Source organism: Citrobacter sp. TBCP-5362, from assembly GCF_005406305.1.
In the GTDB taxonomy this organism is placed as follows: Bacteria; Pseudomonadota; Gammaproteobacteria; order Enterobacterales; family Enterobacteriaceae; genus Citrobacter_B; species Citrobacter_B koseri.
Genome location: NZ_CP040234.1, coordinates 2,992,663 through 3,009,944, shown reverse-complemented (window position 1 = coordinate 3,009,944; position 17,282 = coordinate 2,992,663). Strand labels below are relative to the sequence as shown.

At 55.4% G+C, this 17,282-nt stretch carries 15 protein-coding genes; 4 read left to right on the top strand and 11 right to left on the bottom strand.

Going from position 1 to position 17,282, the window contains the following annotated elements; all coding sequences use genetic code 11:
• Positions 1-84 precede the first annotated feature (84 nt).
• Entirely contained in the window at positions 85-495 is a 411-nt protein-coding gene (locus FD428_RS14380; protein WP_114848490.1) for a YbhQ family protein, read from the top strand.
• Here FD428_RS14380 and FD428_RS14375 read toward each other — a convergent pair.
• From FD428_RS14375 to cecR, 5 genes are all read right to left on the bottom strand, one after another.
• The gene (locus tag FD428_RS14375) at positions 457-1,563 is read right to left on the bottom strand and encodes an ABC transporter permease (RefSeq protein ID WP_104868887.1); all 1,107 of its coding nucleotides are present in this window, start codon (positions 1,561-1,563) and stop codon (positions 457-459) included. The genes FD428_RS14380 and FD428_RS14375 overlap by 39 nt on opposite strands.
• A 302-nt stretch (positions 1,564-1,865) precedes the next feature.
• A complete protein-coding gene (locus FD428_RS14370) occupies positions 1,866-2,999 on the bottom strand; it encodes an ABC transporter permease (RefSeq protein WP_012133183.1) in 1,134 nt (377 codons plus the stop codon).
• The gene (locus FD428_RS14365; protein WP_012133182.1) at positions 2,992-4,728 is read right to left on the bottom strand and encodes an ATP-binding cassette domain-containing protein; all 1,737 of its coding nucleotides are present in this window, start codon (positions 4,726-4,728) and stop codon (positions 2,992-2,994) included. The genes FD428_RS14370 and FD428_RS14365 overlap by 8 nt, the downstream gene beginning before the upstream one ends.
• Positions 4,721-5,716: a secretion protein HlyD gene (gene hlyD / locus FD428_RS14360; RefSeq protein WP_012133181.1), complete on the bottom strand. Its 996-nt coding sequence runs from the start codon at positions 5,714-5,716 to the stop codon at positions 4,721-4,723. Before hlyD ends, FD428_RS14365 begins: the two co-directional genes overlap by 8 nt.
• A complete protein-coding gene (gene cecR / locus FD428_RS14355) occupies positions 5,713-6,390 on the bottom strand; it encodes a transcriptional regulator CecR (RefSeq protein ID WP_071259642.1) in 678 nt (225 codons plus the stop codon). The genes hlyD and cecR overlap by 4 nt, the downstream gene beginning before the upstream one ends.
• Positions 6,391-6,619: 229 nt before the next feature.
• Between cecR and rhlE the strand changes: the two genes are divergently transcribed.
• Positions 6,620-7,978 carry an ATP-dependent RNA helicase RhlE gene (rhlE, locus tag FD428_RS14350; RefSeq protein ID WP_047457973.1) on the top strand — a complete coding sequence of 453 codons (1,359 nt, stop codon included), beginning with the start codon at positions 6,620-6,622 and terminating at the stop codon, positions 7,976-7,978.
• A gap of 96 nt (positions 7,979-8,074) precedes the next feature.
• The gene (gene dinG / locus FD428_RS14345; protein WP_114848489.1) at positions 8,075-10,252 is read left to right on the top strand and encodes an ATP-dependent DNA helicase DinG; all 2,178 of its coding nucleotides are present in this window, start codon (positions 8,075-8,077) and stop codon (positions 10,250-10,252) included.
• Here the strand turns inward: dinG and FD428_RS14340 are convergent.
• The 5 genes from FD428_RS14340 to FD428_RS14320 all read right to left on the bottom strand — a co-directional run bounded on the left by FD428_RS14340 (position 10,239) and on the right by FD428_RS14320 (position 15,614).
• The gene (locus FD428_RS14340; protein WP_114848504.1) at positions 10,239-10,742 is read right to left on the bottom strand and encodes a fimbrial protein; all 504 of its coding nucleotides are present in this window, start codon (positions 10,740-10,742) and stop codon (positions 10,239-10,241) included. The two genes, dinG and FD428_RS14340, sit on opposite strands and share 14 nt — an antisense overlap.
• Positions 10,743-10,747: 5 nt before the next feature.
• On the bottom strand, positions 10,748-11,737 hold the full coding sequence (locus FD428_RS14335; RefSeq protein ID WP_049011137.1) for a fimbrial protein: 990 nt from the start codon (positions 11,735-11,737) through the stop codon (positions 10,748-10,750).
• Positions 11,738-11,759: 22 nt separating this feature from the next.
• Positions 11,760-14,303, bottom strand: coding sequence for a fimbria/pilus outer membrane usher protein (locus FD428_RS14330; RefSeq protein WP_114848488.1), 2,544 nt, complete (start codon positions 14,301-14,303; stop codon positions 11,760-11,762).
• Between the two features lie 30 nt (positions 14,304-14,333).
• Entirely contained in the window at positions 14,334-15,008 is a 675-nt protein-coding gene (locus tag FD428_RS14325) for a molecular chaperone (protein WP_114848487.1), read from the bottom strand.
• Between the two features lie 69 nt (positions 15,009-15,077).
• Positions 15,078-15,614, bottom strand: a complete 537-nt coding sequence (locus FD428_RS14320) for a fimbrial protein (protein WP_047457960.1) — start codon at positions 15,612-15,614, stop codon at positions 15,078-15,080.
• 253 nt (positions 15,615-15,867) lie between these two features.
• Between FD428_RS14320 and ybiB the strand changes: the two genes are divergently transcribed.
• Entirely contained in the window at positions 15,868-16,836 is a 969-nt protein-coding gene (gene ybiB / locus FD428_RS14315) for a DNA-binding protein YbiB (protein WP_012133171.1), read from the top strand.
• Positions 16,837-16,957: 121 nt separating this feature from the next.
• On the opposite strand, the gene ybiJ is transcribed toward ybiB, so the two are convergent.
• Positions 16,958-17,218: a DUF1471 family protein YbiJ gene (gene ybiJ / locus FD428_RS14310; RefSeq protein ID WP_012133170.1), complete on the bottom strand. Its 261-nt coding sequence runs from the start codon at positions 17,216-17,218 to the stop codon at positions 16,958-16,960.
• Positions 17,219-17,282: the final 64 nt, after the last annotated feature.

Here is a 17,282-nt window from a genome sequence, read left to right as displayed (position 1 = left end):
CACAAAAAGATGCGGTCTTACGGAATTTTCCGTAAAGTTCGGTACTCTGAATAATTAGATAAAAATCCTTCAGGAGAAAAAGCCATGAGGTGGCAACAACGTGTTCGTGTCGCAACGGGTCTTAGTTGCTGGCAGATAATGTTGCATTTACTGGTAGTGGCGCTGCTGGTAATGGGCTGGATGAGCGGCGCTTTAGTCCGTGTCGGCCTGGGATTATGCGTGCTTTATGGCGTGACGGTGCTGCTGATGCTGGCGTTACAACGCCACCACGAACAGCGCTGGCGCGACGTTGCGGATGTGCTGGAAGAGCTGACGACCACCTGGTATTTCGGCGCCGCGATGATTGCTCTGTGGCTGCTGTCCCGCGTACTGCACAACAACCTGCTGCTGGCGCTGGCTGGGCTGGCGATCCTTGCCGGGCCTGCTGTGGTTTCGCTGCTGACGAAGGAGAAAAAGCTACATCACTTTGCGTCTAAACATCGCATACGCCGCTGACCCCGTTGTGGCCGTGATCACCAGTAGCGGCCACAAACTCCCCCAGACGATCTTCAGACTCGCATCTTTCAAATAAATCTGCTTGGTGATGTCCGTAAAATGGCGGATAGGGTTTATCCACGTCAGATTTTGTAGCCATACCGGCATGTTCTCGACCGGAGAAACGTATCCCGATAGCAGGATAGCAGGCATCATAAAGACGAATACGCCGATGAAAGCCTGCTGTTGGGTGGAGCAGAGCGACGAGATTAACAAGCCAAATCCAACCAGCGACAGCCCGTAAATCACCATTGTGAAGTAGAACAGCGCCAGCGAACCGGCAAAGGGGATGTGGTACGCCCAGATGCCAATAGCCAGTACGATCGTGGCCTGAAAAGTGGCGACAATCAGCGCGGGCACCGCTTTACCGATGAAAATTTGCCAGGTGGTGAGAGGGGAAACCAGCAGTTGATCCAGCGTACCCTGTTCGCGCTCGCGGGCAACGGAAAGCGAGGTGACGATCATGACGCCTATCGTGGTGATCATGGCGATCAGAGACGGTACCACAAACCACTTATAGTCCAGATTCGGGTTGTACCAGTTGCGCACCACCAGCTCGCTGTTGTTGGGCTTGGGTTTGCCCTCTGTCAGCTCCTGCTGATAATCCTTGACGATCTGCTGGAGATAATTGGCGGCGATTTGCGCGCTGTTGGAGTTACGGCCATCAAGAATGAGCTGTAGCGGCGCGGGCTGGAGGTTATCCAGGTGACGGGAAAAATCGGCCGGAAAGCGCACCAGCAGCAGCGCTTTTTGCGTGTCGATCGTCGGCTGGATTTCCTGCGGGCTTTTCAGCAGCAGGATATGGGTAAACGCTTTGGCGCGCGCGAACCGTTGCGTCAGCTCGACGGCATGTTTGCCATTATCTTCGTTATAAATGGCAATGGTGGCATTGGTCACTTCCAGCGTGGCGGCAAAGGGAAACAGCAGCACCTGGATCAGCACCGGTAAGATCAGGATCGCGCGGGTCTGCGGCTCGCGTAACAGCGATTGCAGCTCTTTGCGGATTAATGTCCACAGGCGATGAAACATGTTTATCTCCCTTATGCCATGCCGGATGTCGGCGGCGCCTTATCCGGCCTACAAACTTAACGTCTTTGCCGGATGGCGGCGTAAACGCCTTATCCGGCCTACAAACTTAAGGTCTTCGCCGGATGGTGGCGTAAATGCCTTATCCGGCCTACAAACTTAATGTCTTTGTCGGATGGCGGCGTAAACGCCTTATCCGGCCTACAAACTTAATGTCTTTGTCGGATGGCGGCGTAAATGCCTTATCCGGCCTACAAAATATGTGGTCGTAGGCCTGATAAGCGAAGCGCCATCAGGCAGAAAATTTAATCCAGCCGGCGTTTGGTCTTCATCCACGTCAGGCCGATAAACATGGCTGCCGAAGCGATTAAAAATAACGTATTAACGATCAACACAATGGGGATGTTCCCCGCCAGAAACAGGCTTTGCAGGGTGCTGACGAAATAGCGCGCCGGAATAATGTAAGTCACCGCGCGGATGACGGCAGGCATACTGTCTATCTGAAAAATAAAGCCTGACAGCATAATCGACGGTAAAAAAGCGGCGTTCAGCGCGACCTGCGCGGCGTTAAACTGGTTACGGGTAATGGTGGAAATCAGCAGCCCCATTCCCAGCGTACTGAGCAGAAACAGGCTGGTGATAAGAAACAGAATCACCAGCGAGCCGCGCCAGGGCACGCCAAGAATAAACACCGACACCAGCATACACAGCAGCATCGCCAGCATGCCGAGGAAGTAGTAGGGGATCAGTTTGCACAGCAACAACTCTGCGCGCGTCACCTCGGTCGAGAGCAGCGCCTCCATCGTCCCGCGTTCCCACTCGCGCGCAACCACCAGCGAAGTGAGAATGGCGCCAATCACCGTCATGATAATGGTGACTGCGCCGGGAATGATAAAGTGCTGGCTGATGGCCGCCGGGTTAAACCAGTAGCGGGTCTGCACGTCGATCAGCGGTTCAAATTCCTCCCCACGATCTTCAGCCCGCTGCATTTGCCAGATCTGCCAGACCCCCTCCACGTAACCCTGCACGAAGTTGGCGGTGTTCGGTTCGCTGCCGTCGGTGATAACCTGTATCGGCGCGGTGTCATTCTCTCGCGCCATCTTTTGCGCAAAATCGACAGGGATCACCACCAGCCCGCGAATGCGCCCGGCCTGCATTTTCTCAATAAGCTCATGGCGGCTATCGCTGATGGTGGCGTCGATATACGGCGAACCGGTCATAGCGTGGGTGAAATCCAGCGCCTCCTCGCTCTGTTGTTCGAGCAGAATGCCGACCCGCAGCTTGCTGGAGTCGAGGTTAATCCCGTAGCCAAAAATAAACAGCAACAGCAGCGGGATCACCACGGCGATCAGCCAGCTACTGGGATCGCGGATAATCTGACGCGTCTCTTTCACGCACAGCGCGCGTACGCGCCGCCAGGAGAGCAGGGCGTTACTCATGAGTATGCTCCTTATCCCAGTCGTGAATGAGCGTGATAAAGGCCTGCTCCATCGTCGGGTCCGGCGTGTCGTCGTCTGCCGCCTGCGCTTTCAGATCGTCCGGCGTCCCGCTGGCGATCAGCTTGCCGCGATAAACCAGCCCGATACGGTCGCAGTATTCCGCTTCGTCCATAAAGTGGGTGGTGACCATCACCGTGACCCCTTTTTCTACCATGCTGTTGATGTGCAGCCAGAACTCACGGCGGGTGAGGGGATCGACGCCGGAGGTGGGTTCGTCGAGAAACAGAATGTCGGGCTCATGCATCAGCGAACAGGCCAGCGCCAGACGCTGTTTAAAACCGAGCGGCAGCGCATCCGTCGCATGAGAGGCGATGCTTTTCAGGCCGAAGGCTTCGCTCATGCGGGTGATTTTTTCGTTTTGCGCCCGGCCTCGCAGGCCATAAACCCCGGAGAAAAAGCGCAGGTTTTGCTCTACCGTCAGGTTGCCGTACAGGGAAAATTTTTGCGCCATATACCCTAAATGCTGGCGCGCCTTGCCGGAGCTGACTTTCAAATCCATATCCAGCACCAGCGCTTTGCCGGAAGTTGGCACCAGCAAACCGCACATCATCTTGAACGTGGTGGATTTCCCCGCGCCGTTGGGGCCGAGCAGACCGAAGATTTCTCCGCGCTCAACGGCGAAGTTAACGTGGTCGGTGGCGGCGAAGTCGCCGAATTTTTTGGTCAGTTCTTTGGCCTCAATGACCGTCTCACCCGGCGTGCCGTCAACGGTATGCAGGATCGCGCCGAGCGGAGACTCCGACGTACCCGCGCCGCCAAGCAGGTCGATAAAGGCATCTTCAAAGCGCGGCGTGGTGTCGTTAATCGTTATCTCCGGCATCCCTTCGGCCCGGCGGATATCCTCTGCGGTAGCCTCTTTTTTCAGGATCAGCCGTACCGATTTCCCCTGAATCATACCGTCGCTGACCTGCGGCAGTTTCAACGCGCGTTGCAGGAGCTTGCGGTTATTCTCCTGCGGGCTGCTCATTAAGAAACTGCGTCCTGCCATGGTCTGCGTTAGCTTAGTCGGTTCGCCCTGATACAGCAGCTCTCCTTCGTTCATCAGCAGCACGTCGCGACACTGTTCGGCTTCGTCCAGGTATGACGTACTCCACAGGATAAGCATGCCGTCACCCGCCAGTTCATGCACCATTTGCCACAGCTCGCGACGGGAGATGGGGTCAACGCCGACGCCCGGTTCGTCAAGCAGCAGCACTTTCGGCTCGCCGACCAGCGTACAGGCCAGCCCGAGTTTTTGTTTCATCCCGCCCGAGAGCTTGCCTGCCAGCCGTTTGGTGAAGGGGCCGAGGGCGGTAAATTCCAGCAGACGGGCAAACGTTTTTTGCCGTTCTTCGCCCGTTACGCTGCGTAAATCCGCATAGAGATTGAGATTCTCCATCACGGTCAGATCTTCATACAGACCAAATTTTTGCGGCATGTAACCAAGTACCGCATGCAATTCACTGTCGTTTTTGATCGGATCGAACCCGATCACCGACGCGCTGCCGCTATCGGGCTTGAGCAGCCCTGCCAGCATCCGCATCAGCGTGGTTTTGCCTGCGCCATCCGGCCCGACCAGACCCGTGACATAACCGGCGTGGATCGTACAGTCGAGCGGGGCGACCGCCGGTTTTTCCATTCCGGCGAAGCGCTTCACCAGGCCGTTTAACGTAATGACGGCGTCATTCATGCCGCGCCTCGTCGCTGAACGTCAGCGTTACCGGCATTCCCTGGCGCAGCGCATCGTCCGCGTCAGTCACCACAATGCGCAGTCGATAGACCAGGTCTGTGCGCAGATCCGGCGTTTCAACGGTTTTCGGGGTGAATTCAGCGGTCGGCGATACGAAGCCGATTTTGCCGTGGTAAGGCTTGTCAGGGCGGCCATCGGTGTAGAGTAAAATTTCGCGGCCGGGCTGCGCCTGGCTGAGGTTGCGTTCATCCACGTAGGCGCGAACCCATACCGGACGAGTCAGCGACAGCGTCAGCACGGTGCTGCCTGCGTTGAGCATACTGCCGGGCTCTACCGCGCGGGTTAACAGCGTACCGTCAGAGGGGGCGATCAGCGTTGTATCCTGTAAATCGAGTTCTGACTGCGCCAGCTGCGCCTGCGCCTGTTCGAGGCTGGCTTTTGCCTGGGCGATATCCTGCTGGCGGTTACCGGTACGGTACTGGCTCAATTTGTCCTGTGCGGATTTCAGCTGCGCCTGCGCCTGATCGCGGGATGAGCGGGCGTTCTCCAGGTCGTTGGCGGAGATCGTGCGGCTTTTCCACAATCCCTGCTGGCGCTGATAAAAGTTCTGCGCATAGTCAAATGCGGCCTGCGCCTGTTTTACGGCGGCAGCGGCCTGGGCTATCTCTTCATCGCGATACCCCGCGAGCATCAGATCATACTGTGCCTGGGCGACGGAGACGCCTGCTTTAGCCTGCATCAACGCGTTCTCGTACGGGGCTTTATCCAGCACGCCCAATACCTGCCCGGACGTAATGGCGTCGCCTTCGTCAACGGCCAGCGAAGCCAGCCGGCCTCCGACGCGAAAACTCATATTGACGGTGCGAATATCCACATTGCCGTAGAGCGTCAGCCCGTTATCCTGCCGACTCTGATACCACCATGTACCACCGGCAAGCACGGCGGCCAGCGCCGCGACAGCCAGTGCGATAACGACAGGTTTTTTCATTGCTCCTGACTCCTTTGCGTTAAGCCTTGCAGAATGAGATCGATATGACAGGTGATCGTCTGGTAAATCTGTTCTGTTTTCTCTTCATCAAACGTTGACCAGCCGGTACGCAGCAAAATGGTTTCTTTTCCCAGGCGGAAGGCCAGCACTTCGCCCAGCAGCGCGTGCGTGTGGAGAATGGTTTGCGTATCTCCCGGATCGCGGCCGGTATACCCCGCAATCAGGCGCGTCAGATGCGTGTGAAGGGGGTTGAGAACCTGATCGTGTACCCGTTGATAAGCCGCCGTCGGGGAGAGCTGCTCGCGCGAAATAAATTTGCTCAGGTTGACCGTGTCGTCCTGGGTTAACAGCATGATCATATTTTTGCAGGCGCGCAGGATCAGCTCGCGCATTGCGGCGCGATCGGGCTGCGGCTGGGCGAACAGTCGTTCCGCTTCCTCGGCATGAGGGCGAAACTGGGCGCCGATGAAATCAGCTATCCACTGGGCGCAGGCGAGGTATAAATCCTCTTTGGAGCCAAAGTAGTAAGTGATGGCGGCGATATTTTGTCCGGCCTGGGCGGCAATGTCGCGTGTGGTGGCATGGAGGCCGTATTCGCCAAACTGCGCCAGCGCAGCGGCGATAAGCTGGCTTTTGGCCTGTTCGCCTTTCGTCGTCATGGTTGGGGTATTCATCGCGCAACCCAATTCTTAATCAATCGATTGATTAAGATTATGACCGATAATTGTTCTTGTCCAGTGTGGTGGTTTATTTTGTTTTTTCCAGTCACGGGGATAATTTATGCGGTATGTCACAAAAACTGCTACACTCCGCCCCTTCATGACATTGTGGTTTTTGTCATCCCTCTTGTGAGTATCTCCCTGAAAACTACACCGGTAACGGTCGGGGCGGTTCGGAGTAGTTATGTCTTTTGATTCCCTTGGGTTGAATCCTGATATTTTGCGCGCGATTGCCGAGCAGGGTTACCGTGAACCTACCCCTATTCAGCAGCAGGCGATCCCTGCGGTGCTGGAAGGCCGCGACCTGATGGCCAGCGCCCAGACGGGGACGGGTAAAACAGCCGGTTTTACGCTGCCGCTGTTACAACATCTGATCACGCAGCAGCCGCACGCGAAGGGCCGTCGCCCGGTACGCGCGTTGATTCTGACGCCGACCCGTGAGCTGGCGGCGCAAATTGGCGAAAACGTCCGGGATTACAGTAAATACCTGAACATTCGCTCTCTGGTCGTGTTTGGCGGCGTCAGCATTAACCCGCAGATGATGAAACTGCGCGGCGGCGTTGACGTGCTGGTGGCAACGCCGGGGCGTTTGCTCGACCTGGAACATCAAAACGCGGTGAAGCTGGATCAGATTGAGATTCTGGTGCTGGATGAAGCTGACCGTATGCTCGACATGGGCTTTATCCACGATATTCGCCGCGTGCTGGCAAAACTGCCGCCGAAGCGCCAGAACCTGCTGTTCTCCGCCACATTCTCCGATGACATTAAAGCGCTTGCTGAAAAGCTGTTGCATAACCCGCTGGAAATTGAAGTGGCGCGCCGTAATACCGCTTCTGAGCAGGTGACCCAGCACGTTCATTTCGTGGATAAAAAACGCAAGCGCGAACTGTTGTCGCAGATGATTGGCAAAGGCAACTGGCAGCAGGTGCTGGTCTTTACCCGTACCAAACACGGCGCTAACCATCTGGCGGAACAGCTGAATAAAGACGGCATTCGCAGTGCGGCGATCCACGGTAATAAATCTCAGGGCGCGCGTACCCGCGCACTGGCTGATTTCAAATCCGGCGATATCCGTGTCCTGGTGGCGACCGACATCGCGGCGCGCGGGCTGGATATCGAAGAGCTGCCGCATGTGGTGAACTATGAGCTGCCAAACGTCCCGGAAGATTACGTTCACCGTATCGGCCGTACCGGTCGTGCCGCCGCGACCGGCGAAGCGTTATCGCTGGTCTGCGTTGATGAACACAAACTGCTGCGCGATATCGAGAAGCTGCTGAAAAAAGAGATCCCGCGCATCACCACGCCGGGTTATGAACCAGACCCGTCAATTAAAGCGGAGCCGATTCAGAACGGTCGCCAGCAGCAGCGTGGCGGCGGTGGTCGCGGCCGAGGCCAGGGTCAGGGACAGGGCGGAGCAGGCCGTGCCCAGCAACCGCGTCGCAATGATGGCGGGGCGCCGAAAGCCAAACCGCGCAGCGGAGAAGGTAAGCCAGGCGGCGATAAACCGCGTCCGCCGCGCCGCCCGCGCAGACTGGCGGATTAATTGCGAGCCCGGCCGAAAGGTCGGGCTTTTCTTTTTGCGACCCGCGCCAGAAAGTGCCACAATAGTGGCTGTTTATACAGTATTTCAGGTTTTCTCATGGCATTGACCGCTGCGCTTAAAGCGCAAATCGCCGCCTGGTATAAGGCGCTTCAGGAGCAGATCCCCGACTTTATCCCCCGTGCGCCGCAGCGGCAGATGATTGCCGATGTCGCCAAAACGCTGGCGGGTGAAGAAGGGCGTCATCTGGCGATTGAGGCGCCGACCGGGGTCGGGAAAACCCTCTCTTACCTTATTTCCGGTATTGCCATCGCCCGCGAAGAACAAAAAACGCTGGTGGTGAGCACCGCCAACGTGGCGTTGCAGGATCAGATCTACAGCAAAGATCTCCCGCTGCTGCGCAAAATCATTCCTGACTTGCGGTTTACCGCCGCGTTTGGTCGTGGGCGCTACGTTTGCCCGCGTAATCTGGCGGCGCTGGCCAGCAGCGAACCGAATCAACAGGATCTGCTCGCGTTTCTGGATGACGAACTGACGCCGAATAACCAGGAAGAGCAAAAGCGCTGCGCCAGGCTAAAGGGCGATCTTGACAGCTACAAATGGGACGGGTTGCGCGATCATACCGATATCGCCATTGACGACGCGCTCTGGAAGCGCCTGAGCACCGATAAAGCCAGTTGCCTGAACCGCAATTGCCATTACTACCGTGAATGCCCTTTTTTTGTCGCCCGACGGGAAATTCAGGAAGCTGAAGTGGTGGTGGCGAACCATGCGCTGGTGATGGCGGCGATGGAGAGCGAAGCGGTGCTGCCGGAGCCGAAAAATCTTCTGCTGGTGCTGGACGAAGGCCACCATCTGCCGGATGTCGCGCGCGACGCGCTGGAGATGAGCGCTGAGATCTCCGCCCCCTGGTATCGCCTGCAACTGGATCTGTTCACTAAGCTGGTGGCGACCTGCCTGGAACAGTTCCGCCCGAAAACCACGCCGCCGCTGGCGAATCCTGAGCGCCTGAATGCGCACTGCGAAGAGTTGTACGAGCTGATTGCCTCGCTCAACAACATCCTGAATCTGTATATGCCCGCGACGCAGGACGCTGAGCACCGCTTTGCGATGGGCGAGTTACCGGATGAGATCATGGCGATCTGCCAGCGGCTGGCGAAGCTGACGGAAATGCTGCGTGGGCTGGCGGAGCTGTTCCTTAACGATCTCAGCGAGAAAACCGGCTCGCACGATATTGTGCGCCTGCACCGGGTGATTTTGCAGATGAACCGCGCGCTGGGCATGTTTGAGGCGCAAAGCAAGCTCTGGCGGCTGGCGTCGCTGGCGCAGTCTTCCGGTGCGCCGGTCTCGAAGTGGGCCACGCGGGAGGCGCGCGATGGGCAGATACACGTCTGGTTCCACTGTGTGGGCATTCGCGTCAGCGATCAGCTTGAAAGGCTGCTCTGGCGCAGCGTGCCGCATATTATTGTAACGTCGGCGACCCTGCGTTCGCTTAACAGCTTCTCGCGCTTGCAGGAGATGAGCGGCCTGAAGGAGAAAGCGGGCGATCGCTTTGTGGCGCTGGATTCCCCCTTTAATCATGTGGAGCAGGGTAAAATTGTCATTCCGCAGATGCGCTATGAACCGTTGATTGATAACGAAGAGCAGCATATTGCGGAGATGGCGGCCTATTTCCGTCAGGCGCTGGAAAGCAAAAAACACCACGGCATGCTGGTTTTGTTTGCCAGCGGACGGGCGATGCAGCGCTTTCTGGAGCATGTGACCGATTTGCGTCTTTTGCTGCTGGTTCAGGGCGATCAGCCGCGCTATCGCCTGGTGGAACTGCACCGTAAGCGGGTGGCGAACGGCGAGCGCAGCGTGCTGATTGGCCTGCAATCTTTTGCCGAGGGGTTGGATCTGAAAGGCGACCTGCTGACTCAGGTGCATATTCACAAGATTGCGTTTCCTCCCATCGACAGCCCGGTGGTGATCACCGAAGGCGAGTGGCTGAAAAGCCTGAATCGCTACCCGTTTGAAGTGCAGAGCCTGCCAAACGCGTCGTTTAACCTGATCCAGCAGGTGGGCCGTTTGATTCGTAGCCACGGCTGCTGGGGAGAGGTGGTGATTTACGACAAGCGTCTGTTAACCAAAAGCTACGGGCAGCGTTTGCTGAATGCGCTCCCGGTATTTCCGATTGAACGCCCGGAAGTGCCGGAGGTAAAAAAACGCCCGACAAAAGTGGTTGCCGGGCGTAAAAAAAGCATCCGTGCGAAGGGGCGCGCTCCTACTGATAGGTAAACGTGACCTGTATGACGCTATCGAACGAGCCCGCGCTGACGGGCATGGACGTGGCGTAATAGCGGGCGGCTAACGGGAAAGTGGCCGTGTGATCGCTTTGGTTGATCAGCACGTTAAAGCTTGCCTGCGGGGCGATGAGAATATTGTCCTGCCGATCGGCCAGCTCCAGCGCAAGCCCTTTCGCATTGCCGCTGTTGGCAAATTTGGTCGGGTGTACGCTATCGGCCTGTCCGTAAAAAAACGCGTTGGCCAGCGTGAGTGTTTTTGGGCAATGCGTTACTTCCAGGGAAAACGCTTTCCATTCGCCGGTATCGCCTACGTCTTTGAAATCACTCGATGACGCCTGCCCCAAATCGACGGTTAAATCTTTACTGGCGCTGTCCACGGAGCAGGTGTTGGCATAGATGTTACCCACCATTTGCACCTGGATATCATCTGCGCAGGCATATGCCATCAGACCTGCGGTGAGTAAGAAAACCATTTTTTTCATCGCGATCACTTATAGGCCAGCGTAATCGTGGCGACGGTATTTGCCGGGCCTGGCGTAACGTCGTCGCTGATTTGCTCATAGCGGACCTGGAACGGAATATCCAGCGTTTCGTTGGCTTTTGCCTCGCTTTGCGTGTTGACGTAGTTGTCGAAGGTGGCGATATTGCCATCAAACAGCATTCTGACGCCGACGCCGGTCGCCATCCCACTTTGCTGAGTCAGCTTCATCACGCCGGCAAAACCCGATTCGTAGCCATTCGCACTGGTGATCTTCACTTCAGGCTGTACGGTGGAATTACAGTTGACCGTAACGTTAAAATTCTGTGCTGGCATCGAGAGGGTGCCTACTCCCATAAAATCACTGATCGGAAAGTCGCCCAGATTGACGGTCAGGTTTTTCGGTAACACGGAGCAGGTTACGGTTTCGAGATCCACATTGCCGGCATAGGCAATGTGGTTAGGACTCCCGATACCTTCGTGACCAAACACGCCAATCCCAAACTCTGTTTGCGCCTGCACCAGTGTACCGGAGGTCACGTCACTGCCGGTTTTCACCAACTCAAGCGTGACGTTGAAGTTAAATGACTGCTGTCCATCGCTGGATACATAACCGATCGGCGTGCCGCGTGAATCGCACTGTACGCCGCCTGCGCCGCTGATCCGCTGGCCTTGCTCGTTCATCAGCGCGATGCCAACGCCGGGCACCCCGGAGTCGTACACCCCTCTCAGGCCTGGTATCTCAGCGCCTGTTCCGTAATAGCAGGAGACAATTTCCAGACCGCTATCAATACTTTGATCGCACTGTCCGGCAACGTGTACGGTTTGCTCTGTTCCTGGAATGGTCTCACCAATCGCCAGCGTCGTCGGTACGGAAACAGATGCCACGTTGATCATTTTGGGCATATCCGGCGTTGTGCAGGCCGCCTTTGCATGCGGCATAAACAAGGCTGCGCTGGCCAAAATCAGGAGGAAAAAACACTGTTTAATCATTTGCATAATGTTGAGTCTGCATGGTGAATCAATGACACTGCGCGGCAGCGTTAATGATGCTGGTTTTATGTCTCTCATCCGTTAGCGTGTACTCTGCGACGCAGTGTTCGCTGGCATCCTGACCCCACGACACGAAGAGCGTTCCGTGCTGAGGTAAACCGGAGAGATAAGTCTGACCGCCGTTGCCAACAATAAACTCGCTGTCTTTATCGTCGGTGGTGACGGTTGCGCCAAAGGGCAGCGGCTTACCGTTTTGCGTGAGCATCATTAAAACCCTGCTGCCCACGCGGGTGTTAAAACTGGCGCGGACTACCGCGCCGCGCGTTGGGGTTACTATTCGCGCGGCATGGGTTACGTCGGCATCGTCTGGCAGTGTTTCTGTGTCCAGGGCAATCGTGTTGTGGCGGTAGGCTGATACAAATGGCACAACGGTATAGCCGCGAAAATCGGTTTTGACGCCGGTCTGATTGGTAATGTGCGTGCCATGTGTTCCCGGTGCTTTTACCAGCGCGATGGTTTCACCGAGCGGTTGCGTCAGAGTGATGCCGTTGGCGTGCGCCACAACGCCGCCTTGCAGACCCACATTAACGCTCCGTTGATGGCTGTCCTGGCTGACGCCGCCGCTCACTTCGCCATAGGTTCCTTTGTAATCGGCATTCATACTGGTTGAGTTGCCGCTTCCGGTATTGCTCACGCCTTCCTGGATATTCCAGTTCAGGTTGTCTTCGGCCAGAGCAGTACCGTTAAGGCCAATGTTTTGCGTGGCGCCGTCTTGACTGTTGTTCAGGTTGTACGTCGCCCAGGTGTTGTGCATCCAGTGGTCGAGTGGAACCGAAACGCTCAGCGCGAACTGGTTGTCATGGGTAACGGACTCACCGTTTTCATCGCTGTCGCTGGTGTTTTTGTTCATGCTGTAACTCAGGCTATAGCTCACGCCATGCCAGCTGTTGTTGTAGCTGAGGCTCATGGAGGTCATATCCTGGCGCTGGCTCCAGTAGGTCTCTTTGACCAGACTCAGCGTAAAAGACCCCCAGCTCTCGCCGAGCGTCTGATCGACAGTGGCTTCGGTACGCGCGCGGCGCTGCTGCGGGGCGGACCAGTCGCTGGCGCGGGTATAGGACTCCATTGTGTCTTCCAGGGTGTAAAAACCCTTACTGTTATAGCGATACCCGGCCAGGGAAAAGTTGGTGCCTGCGCCTGCAAAATCTTTGCTGTAACGCACGCGCCATGACTGCCCCGTGCTGGCCTGCTGCTGTTTCAGCAATGCTTTGGCCCGCGTGACGTCGACAGAAAACGCGCCTAAATCCCCCAGGTTTTTCCCGGTGCCGATCGCCTGCGACTGGTAATGGCGGCTTTGCTGTACGCCGCCATAGGCGGTAAAACCATAAGGTAGGCCATAGATTGCGCTCCCCTGAGCAAATGGAGTTTGCTCGACGTCTTTGTCATAGGCGCGATAGCGACCGGCAGTTACGCTATAGCGCAGGTTTTTTTCACGCTGCAACACGGGTACGGAGGCGTAGGGCACCACGAAATGGCTTTCGCTGCCGTCCGTCTCTTTGACGGTGACCTGCAAGTCGCCGCTGCTGCCCGTCGGGTAGAGATCGTTAATTTCAAATGCGCCTGGCGCTACGGTGTTCTGATAAATGACGTAGCCGTTCTGACGAACCATCACCAGGGCGTTACTGTGTGCGGTGCCACGGATAATCGGCGCATAGCCTTTTTCGCTATCCGGCAGCATGTCGCTGTCGGAATTGAGTTGTATGCCGGTATAAGGCACGCTGTCGAACACGTCCGCCGGAGAGGCGCTTTGCCCTACCGTGAGATCGCTTTTCATCGCCACGATATCGCGCTGCGCGTAGGTATAAACCGACGAGAATTTCTGCTGTTCGTCATGGCCCGTGACGTTACGATTCCAGGTTGAGTAATTGCGCACGCGCCAGGCGCCGATGTTGAACCCGGGACGCAGGTTGACATACTGGCTGCTGTTATCCTGTTCACCCTGCCGGCGGGCGTCGCTCTGACTGGTGTTGGCGCTGTAGTTCAGTAGACCGGCGGTAATGCCTTCATCGAACGTTTTTGGGTCGATATAACCGCGCGGAATCTGGCCCAGCGCTGACTGGGGAATACTGAGCAATAGCTGCTGGTTGCGCACGCGAAACGTGGCGGAGGCGGCGGGAATGGCGCTTAAATCTGCACATTTTCCTTGTGCCATGAGCTTCGGAAACGCCTTCGTTTTAATGCCGAGACTCTTTAAATCATCCAGGCTGAAACAGGGCTGGAGTGAACGGTTGCCCTTAACATCTTTCTGTAATTTAAATGTGACATCGCGGGTGTCGACTTTATTATTATCAATAAAGATTGATACCTGGTATTTTCCTGGTGCTTGTCCTGGACCTTTTTCATATACCGATAAATCGGTTTTTTCCTGTCGGGGATTATCAATATCCAGGAGCGCCGGGTTAAAATAATCATCTGCCCGCGTTTGCTGCGCAAAACAGAATACTGCCAGGCCACATAGCAGGGGTAGCAGTGTGAATAATTTGCAGGAAAACGGCTTTTTATCGCGGTACATGATTATTTTAATTGCCTGTGCGCCGTTATCTTAATGGACAGGCTTAGACCAGGTTCGGCTGATGCTGCCGTAATCAGTAATAATGGAATAGGTCACGGTGTTACCGTCAGTATTGGCGGGCAGAGCCATGTGGGTTGCCGTTTCAGGTACTGCCCAGGTCGCTTTACTGATTTTATGACCATTAATTATCACGCTCTGGAAATTCATATAAAACGGCGTCGGGTTATTGACGACTAGATCGTGACCTTCACGATGCCATTCCAGTTTGTCAGCAACCTCTTCTGGCTTACCTTTCACGGAGGATGGGCGATACAATAATTTAATACGCGTGTTGATCGCGATTTGCAGGGTATTTACCCCCTCAACGTGTTTTGAGGATGGAATAGCCTTGATATTCAGCCAGTACAGCGATTCACGATCCTCAGGCAGATTGCCACCTGTGCGAATAACCCGCAGAACGTTGTCTTCTTTCGCATTCAGGCGAAACAGCGGCGGCGTAATCAGAAAGGGGGTGTTGCCCGGATTTTTACTGCCGGAATCGACCCAGGATTGTACCAGATAGTCCGTTGAATCTGGGTTTGAAAGACCAAGCGAGGATTCCTTTTTGTCTCCCTGGTAAACAAGACGGGTGCCGTTAATAATAACTCCAGCATGCGCTGTCGCTGCTACCAGAAAAAGAGTGCCCAGTAAATAACCGTGACGCATAAATATTTCTCAGCATGAATAAAAGATATTAGCCCTGAAGAAAGGGCTAATATCTTCGGATGGATAATATCAGTTATAGATAACGGTAAAGGTAGATACGGAATTTGCCGGGCCGGCCGTAACGGCAGCCTGAGTCTGAATATAACGCGCTGCAAATTCCAGATCGTTTACCGTGCTTCCTGCCGTCAGTGGATATTGACGGGAAGGGGTATATAAGCTGACGGGTTGCTCTGACGAGTCGAGCAACTGAATTGCCACACCGGTAGCCGTCTCCGTGTCTGGCGTTAATGCCAGGGTCGTGCTGTTATCCGTATCCGGCGTACCGCCAAAATTAATGGCGGCAGAGGTCACCGTTTCCGGGCAGTCTTTTAGCTGAATATCGAATTTCGTTGGTGTGCTGGTAGAGCCTGCGCCAGAAAATACGGTTTTAGACACTCTGCCCAACTCGACATTTAGCGGATTACTTAACCCATTAACGACCTGACAAGCGGAGTCAATGATTTCACCCGTAAAGTTAATCTGACCTTCGCCATTTGTTGCCGCAAATGCGGATGCGGAACATCCTACTGTTGCAGCGATGAATAAACCTAAAGCAACCTTGTTCATCATAAATCCTGGTGTATAAGTGGTGAAAACCAGCCTGGACGTTTTCACCGTGGACCCTCAATAACTCTTCGCCAGATATTTAATCAGATTGTTTACGGATTAGAATCGTGTATAAAAATCACAAATATTTGAACTAATGCTTGCGTTTTAATAATTACTACAAAAACAGGTGATTGATGGCTGAGATAAAAAACTAACGGCAGGGTCTCCAGAGGGGCTATATTGTTAAAAAAATGTCGCAGTGGAGAATGTCATGGATTATCGCAAAATCATCAAAGAGGTCGGTCGAGGTAAAAATCACGCCCGCGACCTGGATCAGGATACCGCGCGCGGCCTGTATACCCATATGTTGAATGGCGATGTGCCCGAACTGGAAATGGGCGGCGTGTTGATCGCGTTGCGTATTAAAGGGGAAGGAGAAGCGGAGATGCTGGGCTTTTATGAAGCCATGCAGAACCACACGATTACGCTTACGCCGCCGGTCGCCAAACCGATGCCGATTGTCATCCCCAGTTACAACGGGGCGCGCAAACAGGCGAACCTGACGCCGTTGCTGGCGATTCTGCTGCATAAACTGGGCTTTCCGGTGGTGGTACATGGCGTAAGCGAAGATCCGACGCGCGTACTGACGGAGACCATTTTCGAACTGATGGGGATTGCGCCGACGCTGCACGCCGGTCAGGCTCAGGCGAAACTGGATGGACACGAGCCGGTGTTTATTCCTGTTGGTACGCTGTGCCCACCGCTGGAAAAACAGCTGGCAATGCGCTGGCGGCTGGGCGTGCGTAACAGCGCGCACACGCTGGCGAAGTTAGCGACGCCGTTTGCGGAAGATGCCGCCTTGCGGTTGTCCAGCGTCTCGCACCCGGAGTACGTTCCGCGCGTCGCGAAATTTTTTGCCGACATCGGCGGGCGCGGTTTGCTGATGCACGGCACGGAAGGGGAGGTGTATGCCAATCCACAGCGTTGCCCGCAAATCAGCCTGATCGACCGTTCCGGCGTGCAGGTGCTTCAGGATCGCCAGAGCGAGATGCCCGACGAGCCGGTGCCGCTGCCTGCGGCAAAAGACCCGGAAACCACCGCCCGCTGGATTGAGCGCTGCCTGGCGGGAAGCGAGCCGATCCCGGCTTCCCTGAAAATTCAGATGGCGTGCTGCCTGGTGGCTACGGGAGAAGCGGCGACGTTAACGGAAGGGCTTGCGCGGGTAGCGCAGCATTTTTAAACGTCAGGCAAAAAAAAGCCCGTCCAGTGGCGGACGGGCGAACAAGGGTAACACAGGTTCAATGAGGGTTGGAGCAGTGTGTCTGTCGGCAAACAGACGGGTATAACAGAAACGCGTGAAATTATTTGTAGATAACAGCAGTGCCGCTCATTTTGTTGTTGTTGGTTGCGGAAGTGATGCTATAACCGGTTGCGCCGGCAGCTGCCGCTTTCTCAGCCAGTTTCGCTTCCAGGCCATCCAGAGTGGTGGCGCCTTCCGCAGAAACAACACCGATTTTATTCATGCTTTGCGCCTGGGAAGCCGTTACCGGCTCGGCAGCGAAAACGCCAAATGACAGGGTAGACAGAGCGATAGCAGCAACAGCATATTTGATATTTTTCATGATTAATCTCTCGCAGGTTATTCTTGTGTAGTGAGACGTTGTTCCGTCGATGTGATAAGTATCA